Genomic DNA, 14121 nt, shown 5'->3' with positions numbered 1-14121 from the left:
CGGGGCGGCGCACGCGGCGCCCTCCCGGAGTCGGGCAGTCCGGTGGTTCGGTAGGCGGACGGGGCGCAATGGGTGAGGTCTTCGCCGGTCGGTACGAACTGATCGACCCGATCGGACGGGGCGGCGTGGGCGCGGTCTGGCGCGCCTGGGACCAGCGCCGCCGCCGTTACGTGGCGGCCAAGGTGCTGCAACAGAGCGACGCGCACACGCTGCTGCGGTTCGTACGCGAGCAAGGCGTACGCATCGACCACCCGCACGTTGTGGCTCCCGCGAGCTGGGCCGCGGACGACGACAAGGTCCTGTTCACCATGGACCTCGTGCACGGCGGTTCGCTGGCGCATCTGGTGGGCGACTACGGGCCGCTGCCGCCGCGCCTGGTGTGCGTCCTGCTCGACCAGTTGCTGTCCGGGCTGACCGCGGTCCACGCGGAAGGCGTGGTGCACCGCGACATCAAGCCCGCGAACATCTTGCTGGAGGCCACCGGCACCGGCCGGCCGCACGTCCGGCTGTCCGACTTCGGCATCTCGATGCGCAAGGGCGAGCCCCGGCTGACCGACGCCAATTACGTGGTGGGTACGCCCGGTTACTTCGCGCCGGAACAACTGCTGGGCGCCGATCCCGACTTCCCCGGCGACCTGTTCGCCGTCGGCCTGGTCGCGGTCCACCTGCTGACCGGCACCAGGCCGGACGCCCAGGGGCTGATCGAACGCTTCGCGGAGTACGGGACGCCGGACCCGCCCGAGGGCATCACGGAGCCGCTGTGGCAGGTGCTGGCGACCCTGCTGCAACCGGACCCGGAGGCGCGCTTCAAGACGGCTGCCGGGGCGCGCAAAGCGCTGCTCGCGGCGGCCGAACTGCTGCCGGAAGCGACGATCGAGGACGAGATCGTCGAGGTCTTCGACCACATCGGCCCGCTGCCGGCCGGGTACGGGCCGGATGGTCCGCTGCGGGGGAAGGGGGCCGCGGGAGGGGCGGCTGCGCAGGAAGGCGCGGCTGGACGAGAAGGGGCGGGGGCACAGGTAGGAGCGGGTTCACACTCGGGTGAGGGCACGGCAACGGGGGCCTCGGCGGGCTCTGGCTCGGGTACGGCTGCGGGCTCAGGTACCTCCGAGGCGGCGCCGCCGGTTCCGCCGGCCCCGCCGGCTCGGAGCGCCGACGCACCCCCACGGCTCCCCTCCGTACCGCCGCTCCCCGCGACGCCTCCGCCACCGCTCGCTACGCCGCCGCCCGCGACGGACGTGTCCGACATCGGCAGTTCCCCCCTCGCGCCCCCGTCCACCGGCTTACCCGCGCCCCAGCATCCGATCCCGCACCCCCCGGCCACCCGTCCGTACACACCTGACTGGCCACAGCCCAGGCCACCCGCCGGACGTGCCGCGGCCCGCCGTCACCGGGCGTCGCCACAGCGGCGGCCGGGGCCACCGCCGAAGATCGCCGTACCGGTGATCGTCGTAGCGCTGCTGTGCATCGCGGTCGGTGTCTGGGCACTATCCATCAGCTGATCGGGCCTGCGGCTGACGGCTGATGGCCCACCGGCAGTTGGCCGGACCCGCGGCCCCAGGCCGAGCACGTCCATGGACCAGGCGCACCCCCAACTCAGCCCCGCCCGCCCCTCCAGCGCGCCACCACTGCCCACGCCCCGAGCGCCAGCAGCAGCACCGTCCCGGTACTGATGCCCCCGTACCCCACCAACCGCAAGGCCCCATGCTGCGCTGACTGCCGGGAAGTCAGCTCCTCGCCGCCCGGCGCCCGTTGCTGTGGAGTGACGGAGAAGTCTGTGGTCTTCTCCCGGTAGCCGGGGCCGGGCTGCGGGCGGCCTACGGGATCGACGCGTAGCGTGATCGGTGCTCCGTCCTTGAAGTACTTCGCGGCGTCCGGGTGCAGCGACACGGCCAGGTAGTACGAGCCCGCGAAGCGCATCGCGCTGACGGGCGCGGCGGCGTTGTAGCGGTTGCCGTAGTGCACCGGGGCCGTGAAGACCCTGGCGGCGGCCGGTTTGCCGTCGTACGGGACGAAGCGGGTGTCGCTGACCGGGCCGCGTGCCGGGTTGTACACCCCCAGCCCCAGCGCGCTGGCCACGAGCCGCGAGCCGGCCACCACGCCCGGCTGCCGCACAGCCCCGCGCCCCGCCCCAACTCCGCTGCCTGGGCCCGCATCCGAGCCCGCACCACCACCAGCCCCTTCCAGCTCTCCCGCAGGCAGTTCCACACTGGCGTTGAGCTGCTGCCCCCAGTCCACCGGCACCCGGTAGAAGCGGGTCTCCCCCGGCCTGATCCGGTCCTGCCACACGCCCTTGCCGATCGGTGCGGCGTCGTTGAAGCCGGTGCCGCCCTCGGTGTTCTTCTTCGTACCGCCGGTGAGCGGCACGGGCGCCTGGGTGGACCAGGTGCCGGGGCCGGGCTGGGCAGGTGGTGTGCCGGTGAGGCCGGGCTCGCGCTGGAAGCGCAGTTCGACGGGCCAGCGGCCGGCGCCCGCTGCGGATGCCCTGGCGACGCGCTTGACCACGAAGTAGTAGCGGCCCGCCCGTTGGCAGTTGGTCCGGGGGCCGTCGATGCGGCGGGTGGCGTAGTCGGCGATCGGGTACGCCATCCCGCGGCCGCGGAAGGACGTACTGCCGCCCGGGGAGCAGGTGTTGCCGTCGGCGTCCCGGATGCTGACCATCAGGCTGTCGGTGTGGTCCGCGACCTCGCTGCCGGGCCGGGGTGCGGCCACCGCCGAGAGGTAGGCGCTGGACCGCGCGTCCAGGTGTACGGCGTAGTACTTCTCGTCGCCGCGGTCGAGGGTGTCGGTGTAGGTGCCGGGGGCGATGCGCGGGGCGCCGGACGGGCCTTCGGTGCCCCGTACGGCCTGGGCGCCGGCCGCTGTTCTGTAGGTGGGTGGCGAGCCCCGTAAACCTTCCGCCGGTGCCGCCGTCGCGGTCCCCGGCAGGACCGGTACCGCCACCACGGCCGGCACGGAGACCAGCACCGGTATCACCACGGGCATCAGGACCGGCACCAGCCTCCTGGCACGCCCGACCCTGACCGTGCGCCCCCTCACCACGAGCCACCCCTCACGACATTTGCTTCTGCAAGCTATGTATGTGCTATGGCAAACCCGTTCGGTACGGCCGCGCCCGCGTGACGTACGGCGCATCCCGTACCGCACGCCGCTACCGCGCGCCGTCCCGCCCCCGGACGCACGAGACCCCGGTCACCGTCGCACGGTGGCCGGGGTACGTACGTTGGAAGACGAACTGCTGCGTCTCACACACCCGAACCTGCGGGCACGGAGTCGGTCGCCTCCGTCCACAGATCCTGCTCGGCGCGATCCGCCTGGATCTGGCGGTACACGAGGAGCCCGCCGATGGCGGCCAGTGCGACCAGGAGAAGCTTCTTCACCGCGCGACCTCGTCTTTCGTTGACGTAGGGGACCTCTGGGGGCCGATGATACACACCGGTCGATACCGTTCGGTGACCTAGGCCCTGACCAATCCACAGCGGCCCGCCGGACGCACCCGGCCTGCGCCGGCCCCGGACCGCCGCAGGCCGCCCCGGGCCCCGGTACCTCGCCCGAACGCGAAAGAGGCCCCACCGTCTCCGGTGGGACCTCTTCGCGCTGGTGGGGCTAACAGGACTTGAACCTGTGGCCTCTTCCTTATCAGGGAAGCGCTCTAACCGTCTGAGCTATAGCCCCGCGCTGCACCGAAAGATTAGCGCACTTCAGAGGCGTTCCCAAAATCGTGTCCCCGGAGTCCGGGGATCACCCCCGGACGGGGCCGCGGCACGGCCCCTCCGGGACACCCGCGGCCGTCACTCGTCCTCGGCGAGGGTCAGCTCCACACCGCCCACGAACCCGGCCGAGATGTTGTAGATGAAGGCCCCGAGCGTGGCCAGCGCCGTGGCGAGCACGACGTCGATCACCGCGATCACCGCCGTGAACAGCAGCACCCGCGGCAGCGAGAGGAACGTCTGGAGGTCGAAGCCGCCGCCGTCGCCCGAACCCGTCGCCTCGCTGATCGTGCCGCCGACGGTGGAGAACACCCCCATCGCGTCCATCACCATCCACAGCACCGCGACCGCCACGATCGTGCAGATGCCGAGCGCGATGGACAGCAGGAAGCTGACCTTCATCACCGACCACGGGTCCGCCCTGGCGACACGCAGCCGGGCCTTGCGCGTACGCGGCGTCGTACGGGCGCCCGTACGCGGCAGGCGCACCCCCTGCTGCGCCCCCGCGCCCTGTCCCGCACCCGAGCGGTACGCCTGGGGCGGCTGGTACGGCGCTCCGCCGCCCTGGGTTCCCCCGCCCTGGCTCCCGGACGCCTTCCCCTGCGCAGGGGGTTGCGGCTGGGACGCGGAGTGCGGCTGCTGCGGATACGGCTGACGGGTGTCGGTCACGGTTCCCCCCTGATAGGAGTCCTCGGACGAGGTGCCGCCGGACGTGGCGGAGCCACGGGCGCTGTCTTCCGTCACGGTCGCGGGTCCCGACCGGGAGCTCTTCCTGTCTCCCGATCCACCCGCCGCAGCGCCCGTGGCTCCACTCACGACCTACTCCTCGCGTTACTCCGCCGTGGGCTCGCCGCCCTCGGCCACCGCGGACTCGGTACCCGCCGCCTCATCCGCCGACTCGGGCTCGATGCCTCCGTCGACCTCTTCGGCCTCGCGACCGGCCTCGGCGTTACGTGCGATACCGACCACGGCATCGCGCTTGCCCAGGTTGATCAGTTGGACGCCCATGGTGTCACGGCCCGTCTCCCTGACCTCGCTGACCCGCGTACGGATCACGCCACCGCTGAGCGTGATGGCCAGGATCTCGTCCGTCGCCTCGACCACCAGGGCGCCGACCAGCTCGCCCCGGTCCTCCACGATCTTGGCGGCCTTGATGCCGAGGCCACCGCGACCCTGGACGCGGTACTCGTCCACCGAGGTGCGCTTGGCGTAGCCGCCGTCGGTGGCGGTGAAGACGAACGTACCGGCCCGCACGACATTCATCGAGAGCAGTTCATCGCCCTCGCGGAAACTCATGCCCTTGACACCCGAGGTGGCGCGTCCCATCGGACGCAGCGCTTCATCCGTGGCGGTGAACCGGATCGACTGGGCCTTCTTGCTGATGAGCAGCAGGTCGTCCTCGGCGGAGACCAGTTCCGCGCCGATCAGCTCGTCGTCCGCGCCCTCCTCCGTCTCGCGGAGGTTGATCGCGATGACACCGCCGGAGCGCGGCGAGTCGTAGTCCTTGAGCGGCGTCTTCTTCACCAGTCCGCCCTTGGTGGCGAGCACCAGGTAGGGCGTGGCCTCGTAGTCGCGGATCGCCAGGATCTGCGCGATCTGCTCGTCCGGCTGGAAGGCCAGCAGGTTGGCGACGTGCTGGCCGCGCGCGTCCCGGCCGGCGTCCGGCAGCTCGTACGCCTTGGCCCGGTAGACCCGGCCCTTGTTGGTGAAGAACAGCAGCCAGTGGTGGGTGGTCGAGACGAAGAAGTGGTCGACGATGTCGTCTTCCTTCAGCTTCGTACCGCGTACGCCCTTGCCACCGCGCTTCTGCGACCGGTAGTCGTCGGTCTTCGTCCGCTTCACATAGCCGCCACGGGTGATCGTGACGACGATGTCCTCCTCGGCGATCAGGTCCTCGACGGACATGTCGCCCTCGAAGGGCACCAGCTTCGAGCGCCGGTCGTCGCCGAACTTCTCGACGATCGCCGCCAGCTCCTCGCTGATGATCTGCCGCTGCCTCTCCGGCGAGGCGAGGATCGCGTTGTACTCGTTGATCTTCGCCTGAAGCTCGTCGTGCTCCGCGGTGATCTTCTGGCGCTCCAGGGCGGCCAGCCGGCGCAGCTGCATCTCCAGGATCGCGTTGGCCTGGATCTCGTCGATGGTCAGCAGGCCCATCAGGCCCTCGCGCGCCACCTCGACCGTCTCGCTGCGCCGGATGAGCGCGATGACCTCGTCGATCGCGTCCAGCGCCTTGAGCAGACCGCGCAGGATGTGCGCCCGCTCCTCGGCCTTGCGCAGCCGGAACTTGGTGCGCCGGACGATGACCTCGACCTGGTGGTTGACCCAGTTGCGGATGAACGCGTCCAGCGACAGGGTGCGCGGGACGCCGTCCACCAGCGCCAGCATGTTCGCGCCGAAGTTCGTCTGGAGGTCGGTGTGCTTGTACAGGTTGTTCAGCACGACCTTGGCGACGGCGTCCCGCTTGAGGACGATGACCAGGCGCTGGCCCGTACGCGACGAGGTCTCGTCACGGACGTCGGCGACGCCGCCGATCTTGCCGTCCTTCACCAGGTCGGCGATCTTCTGCGCGAGGTTGTCCGGGTTGACCTGGTACGGCAGCTCGGTGACCACCAGGCACTGGCGGTTCTGGATCTCCTCGACCTCGACCACCGCGCGCATCGTGATCGAGCCGCGGCCGGTGCGGTACGCGTCCTCGATGCCCTTGCGGCCGACCACCAGCGCGCCGGTGGGGAAGTCCGGGCCCTTGATGCGCTCGATGAGCGCGTCCAGCAGCTCCTCGTTGGACGCCTCGGGGTTCTCCAGCGCCCACTGGGCACCGGCGGCGACCTCGCGCAGGTTGTGCGGCGGGATGTTGGTCGCCATGCCGACCGCGATGCCGGCGCTGCCGTTGATCAGCAGGTTCGGGAAGCGCGCCGGCAGGACCGTCGGCTCCTGGTTGCGGCCGTCGTAGTTGTCCTGGAAATCGACGGTCTCCTCGTCGATGTCCCGCAGCATCTCCATGGAGAGCTGCTTCATCTTGCACTCGGTGTACCGCATGGCCGCGGCCGGGTCGTTGCCCGGCGAGCCGAAGTTGCCGTTGGAGTCGACCAGCGGCATCCGCATCGACCACGGCTGGGCCAGGCGCACCAGCGCGTCGTAGATGGAGGAGTCACCGTGCGGGTGGTACGTACCCATGACGTCGCCGACGACGCGGGCGCACTTGTAGAAGCCCTTCTCGGGGCGGTAACCGCCGTCGTACATCGCGTACAGGACGCGGCGGTGCACCGGCTTGAGGCCGTCCCGTACGTCCGGCAGCGCACGCGAGACGATGACGGACATCGCGTAGTCGAGGTAGGAGCGCTGCATCTCCGTTTCGAGCCCGACGGGCTCGACGCGCATACCGACGCCTTCGATGGCGGCGGCGGTGCCCTCGACGGTCACACCGTCCGGGGTCACGGGGGGATTCTCGTCGGCCATTGCTGTTCAAAGTCCTTTCGAGCTGCGGCTGCTGGGGCCCCGCACCGGGCGGGGGAGGGCCGACAGGGCTCAGATGTCGAGGAAGCGGACGTCCTTGGCGTTGCGCTGGATGAAGGAACGCCGGGCCTCGACGTCCTCACCCATCAGCACCGAGAACAGGTCGTCGGCGCGCGCCGCGTCGTCCAGCGAGACCTGGCCGAGCACCCGGCTGTCGACGTCCATCGTCGTCACCCGCAGCTCCTCGGCGTTCATCTCGCCCAGACCCTTGAAGCGCTGGACGGAGTCGTCCTTGATCCGCTTGCCGTTCTGCTTGCCGAGCTCGATCAGGGCGTTGCGCTCCCGGTCCGAGTACGCGTACTCGTGGTCGTCACGGCCCCACTTGATCTTGTAGAGCGGGGGGCGGGAGAGGTAGACGTGCCCGGCCTCCACCAGCGGCCGCATGAAGCGGAAGAGGAAGGTGAGCAGCAGGGTGTTGATGTGCTGGCCGTCGACGTCGGCGTCCGCCATCAAAATGATCTTGTGGTAGCGGAGCTTCTCGATGTCGAAGTCCTCGTGGACACCGGTACCGAAGGCCGAGATCAGCGCCTGCACCTCGTTGTTGTGCAGGATCTTGTCGACCCGCGCCTTCTCCACGTTCAGGATCTTGCCGCGGATCGGCAGGATGGCCTGGTACTGCGGGTCACGGCCGGACTTGGCCGAGCCGCCGGCGGAGTCACCCTCGACGATGAAGATCTCGCACTTGGTGGGGTCGTTGGACTGGCAGTCCGAGAGCTTGCCGGGCAGCGACGCCGTCTCCAGCAGCCCCTTGCGCCGGGTCAGGTCCCGGGCCTTACGGGCCGCCACCCGCGCCGTCGCGGCCTGGATGCCCTTGCGGATGATGTCCGCGGCCTCGTTCGGGTTGCGGTCGAGCCAGTCCGTCAGGTGCTCGTGGACCACCTTCTGCACGAAGGTCTTGGCCTCGGTGTTGCCCAGCTTCGTCTTGGTCTGGCCCTCGAACTGCGGCTCGCCGAGCTTGACGGAGATGATCGCCGTCAGGCCCTCGCGGATGTCCTCACCCGTGAGGTTGTCGTCCTTCTCCCGCAGCAGCTTCTTGTCCCGGGCGTAACGGTTGATCAGACCGGTCAGCGCCGCACGGAAGCCCTCCTCGTGCGTACCGCCCTCGTGGGTGTGGATCGTGTTGGCGAAGCTGTAGACACCCTCCGTGTACTGGGTGTTCCACTGCATCGCCACCTCGACCGAGAGCAACCGCTCCTTGTCCTCGGCCTCGATGTCGATCACGGTGGGGTGCACCGCTTCGCCCTTGCGCTGGTTCAGGTACGTGACAAAGTCGACGATGCCGCCTTCGTAGTGGTACTTGACCGAGAGCGGATTGCCCTCCTCGTCCACATGGGCCGCGCGCTCGTCGGTGAGCGTGATCGTCAGGCCCTTGTTGAGGAACGCCATCTCCTGGAAACGCCGCGACAGCGTCTCGAAGCTGTACTCGGTCGTCTCGAAGATGTCGCCGTCGGCCCAGAACGTGACCGACGTACCGGTCTCCTCGGTGGCCTCGTTACGGGCCAGCGGCGCCGTCGGCACACCGAGCTTGTAGTCCTGCGTCCAGCGGTAGCCGTCCGTCTTGACCTCGACGGCGACCTTCTGCGACAGCGCGTTGACGACGGAGACGCCGACGCCGTGCAGACCACCGGAGACCGCGTAACCGCCGCCGCCGAACTTGCCGCCCGCGTGCAGCACCGTCAGCACGACCTCGACGGCCGGCTTCTTCTCCGACGGCACGATGCCCACGGGGATGCCGCGGCCGTTGTCGACGACGCGCACGCCGCCGTCCGGCAGGATCGTCACGTCGATGGTGTCCGCGTGCCCGGCCATCGCCTCGTCGACCGAGTTGTCGACGACCTCTTGCACGAGGTGGTGCAGACCACGCTCACCGGTCGAGCCGATGTACATGCCCGGACGCTTACGGACCGCGTCCAGGCCCTCAAGGACGGTGATCGCGCTGGCGTCGTACGACTTCTCTTCCGGAGAGTCGCCACTGGCGCCGGCAGGAACCCCCCCTTCAGTAGAAGCCGTCTTGTTCTCGTTGAGGTCGCCGGAGTCGGCCACGAAGCGCCCTTTCTGGCACAGCACGAGCCGCCTCCATCAGAAGCAGGGCGGCTGCGTCGTTCGACATGTTCCGCGAGTGGGCGGGATTGCTACCAGTCTACCGGTAGCGCCGACACTAATGGGGGTTTGCGGGCGCCTGAGTCGTCATGTGCCGCCCTGAAGTGCCGTTGGCCGACTCCCCATATCTGCGACGGGCCCCCAGGACGCTCTAGAGGGCGTTCAGCGCTTCGGGCTGTCAACCTCCGGCTACCGTGAGCGGAGTCTCAGCCGCCCCACCCGTACACCTCAGCCGTATGTGTCCCCGGGGCCCTTGCTGCCGGGCGCGCGCAGCGGCCCGTACCGCCGCGCCGGACCGCCCGGTCCCAGCACCTTGATCAGCTTGACCGTGCCCTGGCCGAGATCCTGGTTCAGCCGGGCCACCAGCTGGGGCGCGAGCAGCCGCAGCTGCGTCGCCCACACCGTCGAGTCGCACTGCACCGTCAGTACGCGCGCTTCCTCGTCGTACCGCTGCGGCTCGCAGTGCTGCGCCACCTCCGGGCCGACCAGCTGCGGCCAGCGCCCCATGACACCGCCGACCGCGGCCGGGGTCTCCCAGCCGCGCTCCGTGATCAGCCGGTTGATCGCCGCACTCAGGGGCAGCGGATCGCGCCCGTCGGCACGCGCGCCGGACCGCAGGCCGCCGCGGCGCGCCTGCTTCTTCTGCCGCGCGGCGGCGCCCCGCGCCCGCGCCTGCTCCTTGGCGGCGACCAGCGCCTGCCGGGCCAGGTCGATCCCGGACGGCTCCGGGGGCTTGGGCTGCTCGGCGCCGGGCGGCCGCTCCGAGGACTCCTCGGAGGACCGGTCCGGTTGCTCGCCGCTCATCACCGGCTCCGTCGCCCGCTCACGGTGTGACCTTCTCCGCCGCGCCCTCGGACACCGCGAACCGGGCCCCGGACAGCACGCCCGGCACGTCGTCGTCCACCGCCGCGGTCACCAGCACCTGCTCACCGGGCGCCACCAGCTCCGCCAGCCGCTCCCGCCGCCGGGTGTCCAGCTCCGCGAACACGTCGTCGAGCACCAGCACCGGCTCGTTGCCCTCGCCGCGCAGCAGGTCGTACGAGGCCAGCCGCAGCGCGAGCGCGTACGACCAGGACTCGCCGTGGCTCGCGTACCCCTTGGCGGGCAGCTGGCCCAGCTTGAGCAGCAGGTCGTCGCGGTGCGGGCCGACCAGCGTCACACCGCGCTCGATCTCGTTCTTGCGGGCCGCGCCGAGCGCCTCGGTCAGCAGCCCGTACAGCTCCTCGCGCGTCGCGGCACCGCCCAGGGCCTCGCCCGCCGAGCCGCGGTACTCCATCGCCAGCGGGCCGCCGCCCGGCGCGAGCTGCTCGTACGCCTTGTCGGCCAGCGGCTGGAGCGTGGCGATCAGGTCGAGCCGCTGGGCCAGCAGCTCCGCGCCGACCCTGGCCAGGTGCTGGTCCCACACGTCGAGCGTCGACAGGTCCATCTGCCGGCCGCCGTGCCGTCTGGCCAGCGCCGCGCTCTTCAGGAGCGTGTTGCGCTGCTTGAGCACCCGGTCGTAGTCCGAGCGCACGCCCGCCATCCGCGGCGACCGCGCGGTGATCAGCTCGTCCAGGAAGCGGCGGCGCTCCCCCGGATCGCCCTTGACCAGCGCCAGGTCCTCCGGCGCGAACAGCACCGTCCGGACGATCCCCAGCACGTCACGCGGTCTGACCTGCGACGATCTGTTGATACGGGCTCGGTTGGCCTTGCCCGGGTTCAGCTCCAGCTCCACCAGCTGCTGCCGCTCGCCCTGGACGACCGCGGCCCGCACGATGGCCCGCTCGGCCCCCATCCGCACCAGCGGGGCGTCGGAGGAGACCCGGTGGCTGCCGAGGGTGGCCAGATAGCCCACCGCCTCGACGAGGTTGGTCTTGCCCTGCCCGTTGGGGCCCACGAACGCGGTGACGCCCGGGTCGAGCGGGACCTCGACCCGGGCGTACGAGCGGAAGTCGGCGAGCGAGAGATGCGATACGTGCATGTGGCGCGCCGACCTCCCCCGGCTACCGTCCCGGACTTCTGCTACCGGACTGCTTGCTGCTTGCTTACTGCGTCGTGGTGCTTACTTCTTCGCGTTCTCGACGGCGTGGCCGCCGAACTGGTTCCGCAGCGCCGCGATCATCTTCATCTGCGGCGAGTCCTCCTGGCGCGAGGAGAAGCGCGCGAACAGCGACGCCGTGATCGCGGGCAGCGGCACGGCGTTGTCGATCGCGGCCTCGACGGTCCAGCGGCCCTCGCCGGAGTCGGCGGCGAAGCCCCGCAGCTTCTCCAGGTGCTCGTCGTCGTCCAGCGCGTTGACCGCCAGGTCCAGCAGCCAGGAACGGATGACCGTGCCCTCCTGCCAGGAGCGGAAGACCTCGCGCACGTCGGTGACCGAGTCGACCGCCTCCAGCAGCTCCCAGCCCTCGGCGTAGGCCTGCATCATGGCGTACTCGATGCCGTTGTGGACCATCTTGGCGAAGTGGCCCGCACCGACCTTGCCGGCGTGCACCGAGCCGTAGTCGCCCTCCGGCTTGAGCGCGTCGAAGATCGGCTGCACCTTGGCGACATCCTCCGTGGAGCCGCCGTACATCAGCGCGTAGCCGTTCTCCAGGCCCCAGACACCGCCCGAGACGCCGCAGTCGACGAAGCCGATGCCCTTGGCGCGCAGCTCCTCGGCGTGCTTCTCGTCGTCGGTCCACCGGGAGTTGCCGCCGTCGACGACCACATCACCGGGGGACAGCAGCTCGCCCAGCTCGTCGATGGTGGACTGGGTCGCGGCGCCGGCGGGCACCATGACCCACACCACGCGCGGGCCCTTGAGGCCGTCCACCAGTTCCTTGAGGCTGTCGACGTCAGCCAGGTCCGGGTTGCGGTCGTATCCGATGACGGTGTGGCCTGCGCGGCGGATGCGCTCGCGCATGTTGCCGCCCATCTTGCCGAGACCGACGAGACCGAGCTCCATCAGTACCCCTTACGTTGCGTTACGGCACATCCCCGCCCTACGCGTCGAGTTTACGCGCGAAGCCACGACGCGGCGGCGTGGCCCCCAGGGCTGTGGACAACCGGGGGCCGGGCGGGCCGCGTCAGGTCCCGGATGTGCGGCTGCCCGCTCGGGCGAGCTGTGTACCGGACCGTTTGCCCAGGTGGCGGGGGCCTCCGCCGTACCGGGTGCCCACAGCCTCCGCCCTGCGGCGGGCAAGAAACAGCCCTGCCCCTGACGCGGGCCGACGGCGCGCGACAGGGGCAGGGCGGAAGAGCCTCGGCCGGCCGGCACGGGGCGAACACCGTGCACGGCCGTCCACAGCCTGTGAGGAATCAGCCGGAGAGACGCACCGGCATGATCAGGTACTTGTACGCCTCGTCCGCCTCGGCGTCCTTGGCCGGGCGGCCGCTGAGGAGCGCCGGCTTCGTAGACGTCGTGAAGGACAGCTGCGCCACCGGGGAGTCGATCGCCGACAGGCCCTCCAGGAGGAAGCCCGGGTTGAAGGCGATGGAGATGTCGTCGCCCTCCAGGTCCGCGTCCACCCGCTCCACAGCCTGTGCGTCGTCGCTGGAACCGGCCTCCAGGACCAGCACGCCCTGCTCGAAGCTCAGACGCACCGGCGTGTTCCGCTCGGCCACCAGCGCCACACGCTTGACGGCCTCGACGAACGGGGCGGTCTCGATCACGGCGACCGAGTTGAACTCGGTGGGGAAGAGCGTGCGGTACTTCGGGAGGTCGCCCTCCAGGAGCCGGGTGGTCGTGCGGCGGCCCGCGCCCTCGAAACCGATCAGCCCCTCGCCGGCGCCCGAGCCGGACAGCGCCAGCGTGACGCTGTCACCGCTGCTGAGCGACTTGGCGGTGTCCAGCAGCGTCTTGGCGGGCACCAGCGCCACCGCGGAGGCGTCCGGGCTCTCCGGCTTCCACAGGAACTCGCGCACGGCGAAGCGGTAGCGGTCGGTGGAGGCCAGGGTGACGGTGTCGCCCTCGATCTCGATCCGTACGCCCGTGAGCACCGGGAGGGTGTCGTCGCGGCCGGCGGCGATGGCGACCTGGGCGGCGGCCGCGGCGAAGACCTCACCGGGCACGGTGCCGGTGGCGGTCGGCATCTGCGGCAGCGCCGGGTACTCCTCCACAGGAAGGGTGTGGAGGGTGAACCGCGAGGAGCCGCAGACGACGGTGACCCGTACACCGTCGGTGGAGATCTCCACCGGGCGGTTGGGCAGGGCGCGGCAGATGTCGGCCAGCAGACGGCCGGAGACCAGGACCGTGCCCTCTTCCTCCACGTCCGCGTCCACGGACACGCGCGCGGAGACCTCGTAGTCGAAGCCGGAGAGGCTCAGGCTGCCCTCCTCCGCCTTCAGCAGCAGGCCCGCGAGGACGGGCACCGGCGGACGGGCCGGGAGGCTCTTGGCCGCCCAGGCCACTGCCTCCGCGAGTACATCGCGCTCCACCCGGATCTTCACCGGAAACCGCCTCCTGCTGTTGCTGGCTCTCGCCCTGCTGGCCTTCTTCGTCGGCTGGGTCGCCGGAGACCAGTCTGACGTACGTCACCGACAGCCGTTGCTGCTCGGGGTCAAGTCGGGTCGAGAGGTGTCGGACGCCCGGTCCCCAAGTTGTGCACAGCACCCGATTCGAAACGAGTTCCCCGGTAGCTATCTGTGGTCGTAGTAGTAGGGCTTGTGGAAACCGTGGACAACTGAATCAGCGCAGGTCAACACGGTTTTTTTGTCCACCGGGCCTGTGGGTGGCAGCCGTGGATAAGCGGCCGTGTCTGTGGACCGCCGCCGTTCATGCACACCCCATACACAGGGGAGCCCTACTTCTCCCCAGTCCTGTCCCCAGCTTTACCCAGGT

Annotated in this window: 10 protein-coding genes and 1 tRNA gene; 1 reads left to right on the top strand and 10 read right to left on the bottom strand. The window is 70.3% G+C overall.

Going from position 1 to position 14121, the window contains the following annotated elements; genetic code table 11:
• Nucleotides 1-68: 68 nt before the first annotated feature.
• Nucleotides 69-1502, top strand: a complete 1434-nt coding sequence (locus tag ACH4FX_RS07610) for a serine/threonine-protein kinase (RefSeq protein ID WP_398476146.1) — start codon at nt 69-71, stop codon at nt 1500-1502.
• A gap of 94 nt (nt 1503-1596) precedes the next feature.
• Here ACH4FX_RS07610 and ACH4FX_RS07605 read toward each other — a convergent pair whose 3' ends face one another.
• From ACH4FX_RS07605 to dnaN, 10 genes are all read right to left on the bottom strand, one after another.
• A complete protein-coding gene (locus ACH4FX_RS07605) occupies nt 1597-2985 on the bottom strand; it encodes a hypothetical protein (RefSeq protein ID WP_398476144.1) in 1389 nt (462 codons plus the stop codon).
• A 260-nt stretch (nt 2986-3245) separates the two neighbouring features.
• A complete protein-coding gene (locus tag ACH4FX_RS07600) occupies nt 3246-3380 on the bottom strand; it encodes a DLW-39 family protein (RefSeq protein WP_003958712.1) in 135 nt (44 codons plus the stop codon).
• 218 nt (nt 3381-3598) lie between these two features.
• A tRNA-Ile gene (locus ACH4FX_RS07595) sits at nt 3599-3675 on the bottom strand.
• Between the two features lie 116 nt (nt 3676-3791).
• A complete protein-coding gene (locus ACH4FX_RS07590) occupies nt 3792-4526 on the bottom strand; it encodes a DUF3566 domain-containing protein (protein ID WP_398476142.1) in 735 nt (244 codons plus the stop codon).
• A gap of 15 nt (nt 4527-4541) precedes the next feature.
• On the bottom strand, nt 4542-7166 hold the full coding sequence (gene gyrA, locus ACH4FX_RS07585; protein ID WP_398476140.1) for a DNA gyrase subunit A: 2625 nt from the start codon (nt 7164-7166) through the stop codon (nt 4542-4544).
• Nucleotides 7167-7235: 69 nt separating this feature from the next.
• Nucleotides 7236-9290, bottom strand: a complete 2055-nt coding sequence (gyrB, locus tag ACH4FX_RS07580) for a DNA topoisomerase (ATP-hydrolyzing) subunit B (protein WP_398476138.1) — start codon at nt 9288-9290, stop codon at nt 7236-7238.
• Between the two features lie 261 nt (nt 9291-9551).
• A complete protein-coding gene (locus tag ACH4FX_RS07575) occupies nt 9552-10127 on the bottom strand; it encodes a DUF721 domain-containing protein (RefSeq protein WP_398476136.1) in 576 nt (191 codons plus the stop codon).
• 19 nt (nt 10128-10146) lie between these two features.
• On the bottom strand, nt 10147-11283 hold the full coding sequence (recF, locus tag ACH4FX_RS07570; RefSeq protein ID WP_398476134.1) for a DNA replication/repair protein RecF: 1137 nt from the start codon (nt 11281-11283) through the stop codon (nt 10147-10149).
• Between the two features lie 81 nt (nt 11284-11364).
• Complete coding sequence (gene gnd / locus ACH4FX_RS07565; RefSeq protein WP_398476132.1) at nt 11365-12246, bottom strand: phosphogluconate dehydrogenase (NAD(+)-dependent, decarboxylating); 882 nt, start codon at nt 12244-12246, stop codon at nt 11365-11367.
• Between the two features lie 353 nt (nt 12247-12599).
• On the bottom strand, nt 12600-13730 hold the full coding sequence (gene dnaN / locus ACH4FX_RS07560) for a DNA polymerase III subunit beta (RefSeq protein ID WP_398476130.1): 1131 nt from the start codon (nt 13728-13730) through the stop codon (nt 12600-12602).
• Between the last annotated feature and the right edge of the window lie 391 nt (nt 13731-14121).

The organism is Streptomyces sp. NPDC018019, from assembly GCF_044327805.1.
GTDB lineage: Bacteria > Actinomycetota > Actinomycetes > Streptomycetales > Streptomycetaceae > Streptomyces.
This window is presented reverse-complemented; position numbering and strand designations above follow the sequence as displayed.

Bases quoted from the DNA above. Each gene is read 5' to 3' on its own strand.
- ACH4FX_RS07610 (WP_398476146.1), top strand. From the start codon at position 69: ATGGGTGAGGTCTTCGCCGGTCGGTACGAACTGATCGACCCGATCGGA.
- ACH4FX_RS07605 (WP_398476144.1), bottom strand. From the start codon at position 2,985: ATGCCCGTGGTGATACCGGTGCTGGTCTCCGTGCCGGCCGTGGTGGCG.
- gyrA (WP_398476140.1), bottom strand. From the start codon at position 7,166: ATGGCCGACGAGAATCCCCCCGTGACCCCGGACGGTGTGACCGTCGAG.
- ACH4FX_RS07575 (WP_398476136.1), bottom strand. From the start codon at position 10,127: ATGAGCGGCGAGCAACCGGACCGGTCCTCCGAGGAGTCCTCGGAGCGG.
- recF (WP_398476134.1), bottom strand. From the start codon at position 11,283: ATGCACGTATCGCATCTCTCGCTCGCCGACTTCCGCTCGTACGCCCGG.
- gnd (WP_398476132.1), bottom strand. From the start codon at position 12,246: ATGGAGCTCGGTCTCGTCGGTCTCGGCAAGATGGGCGGCAACATGCGC.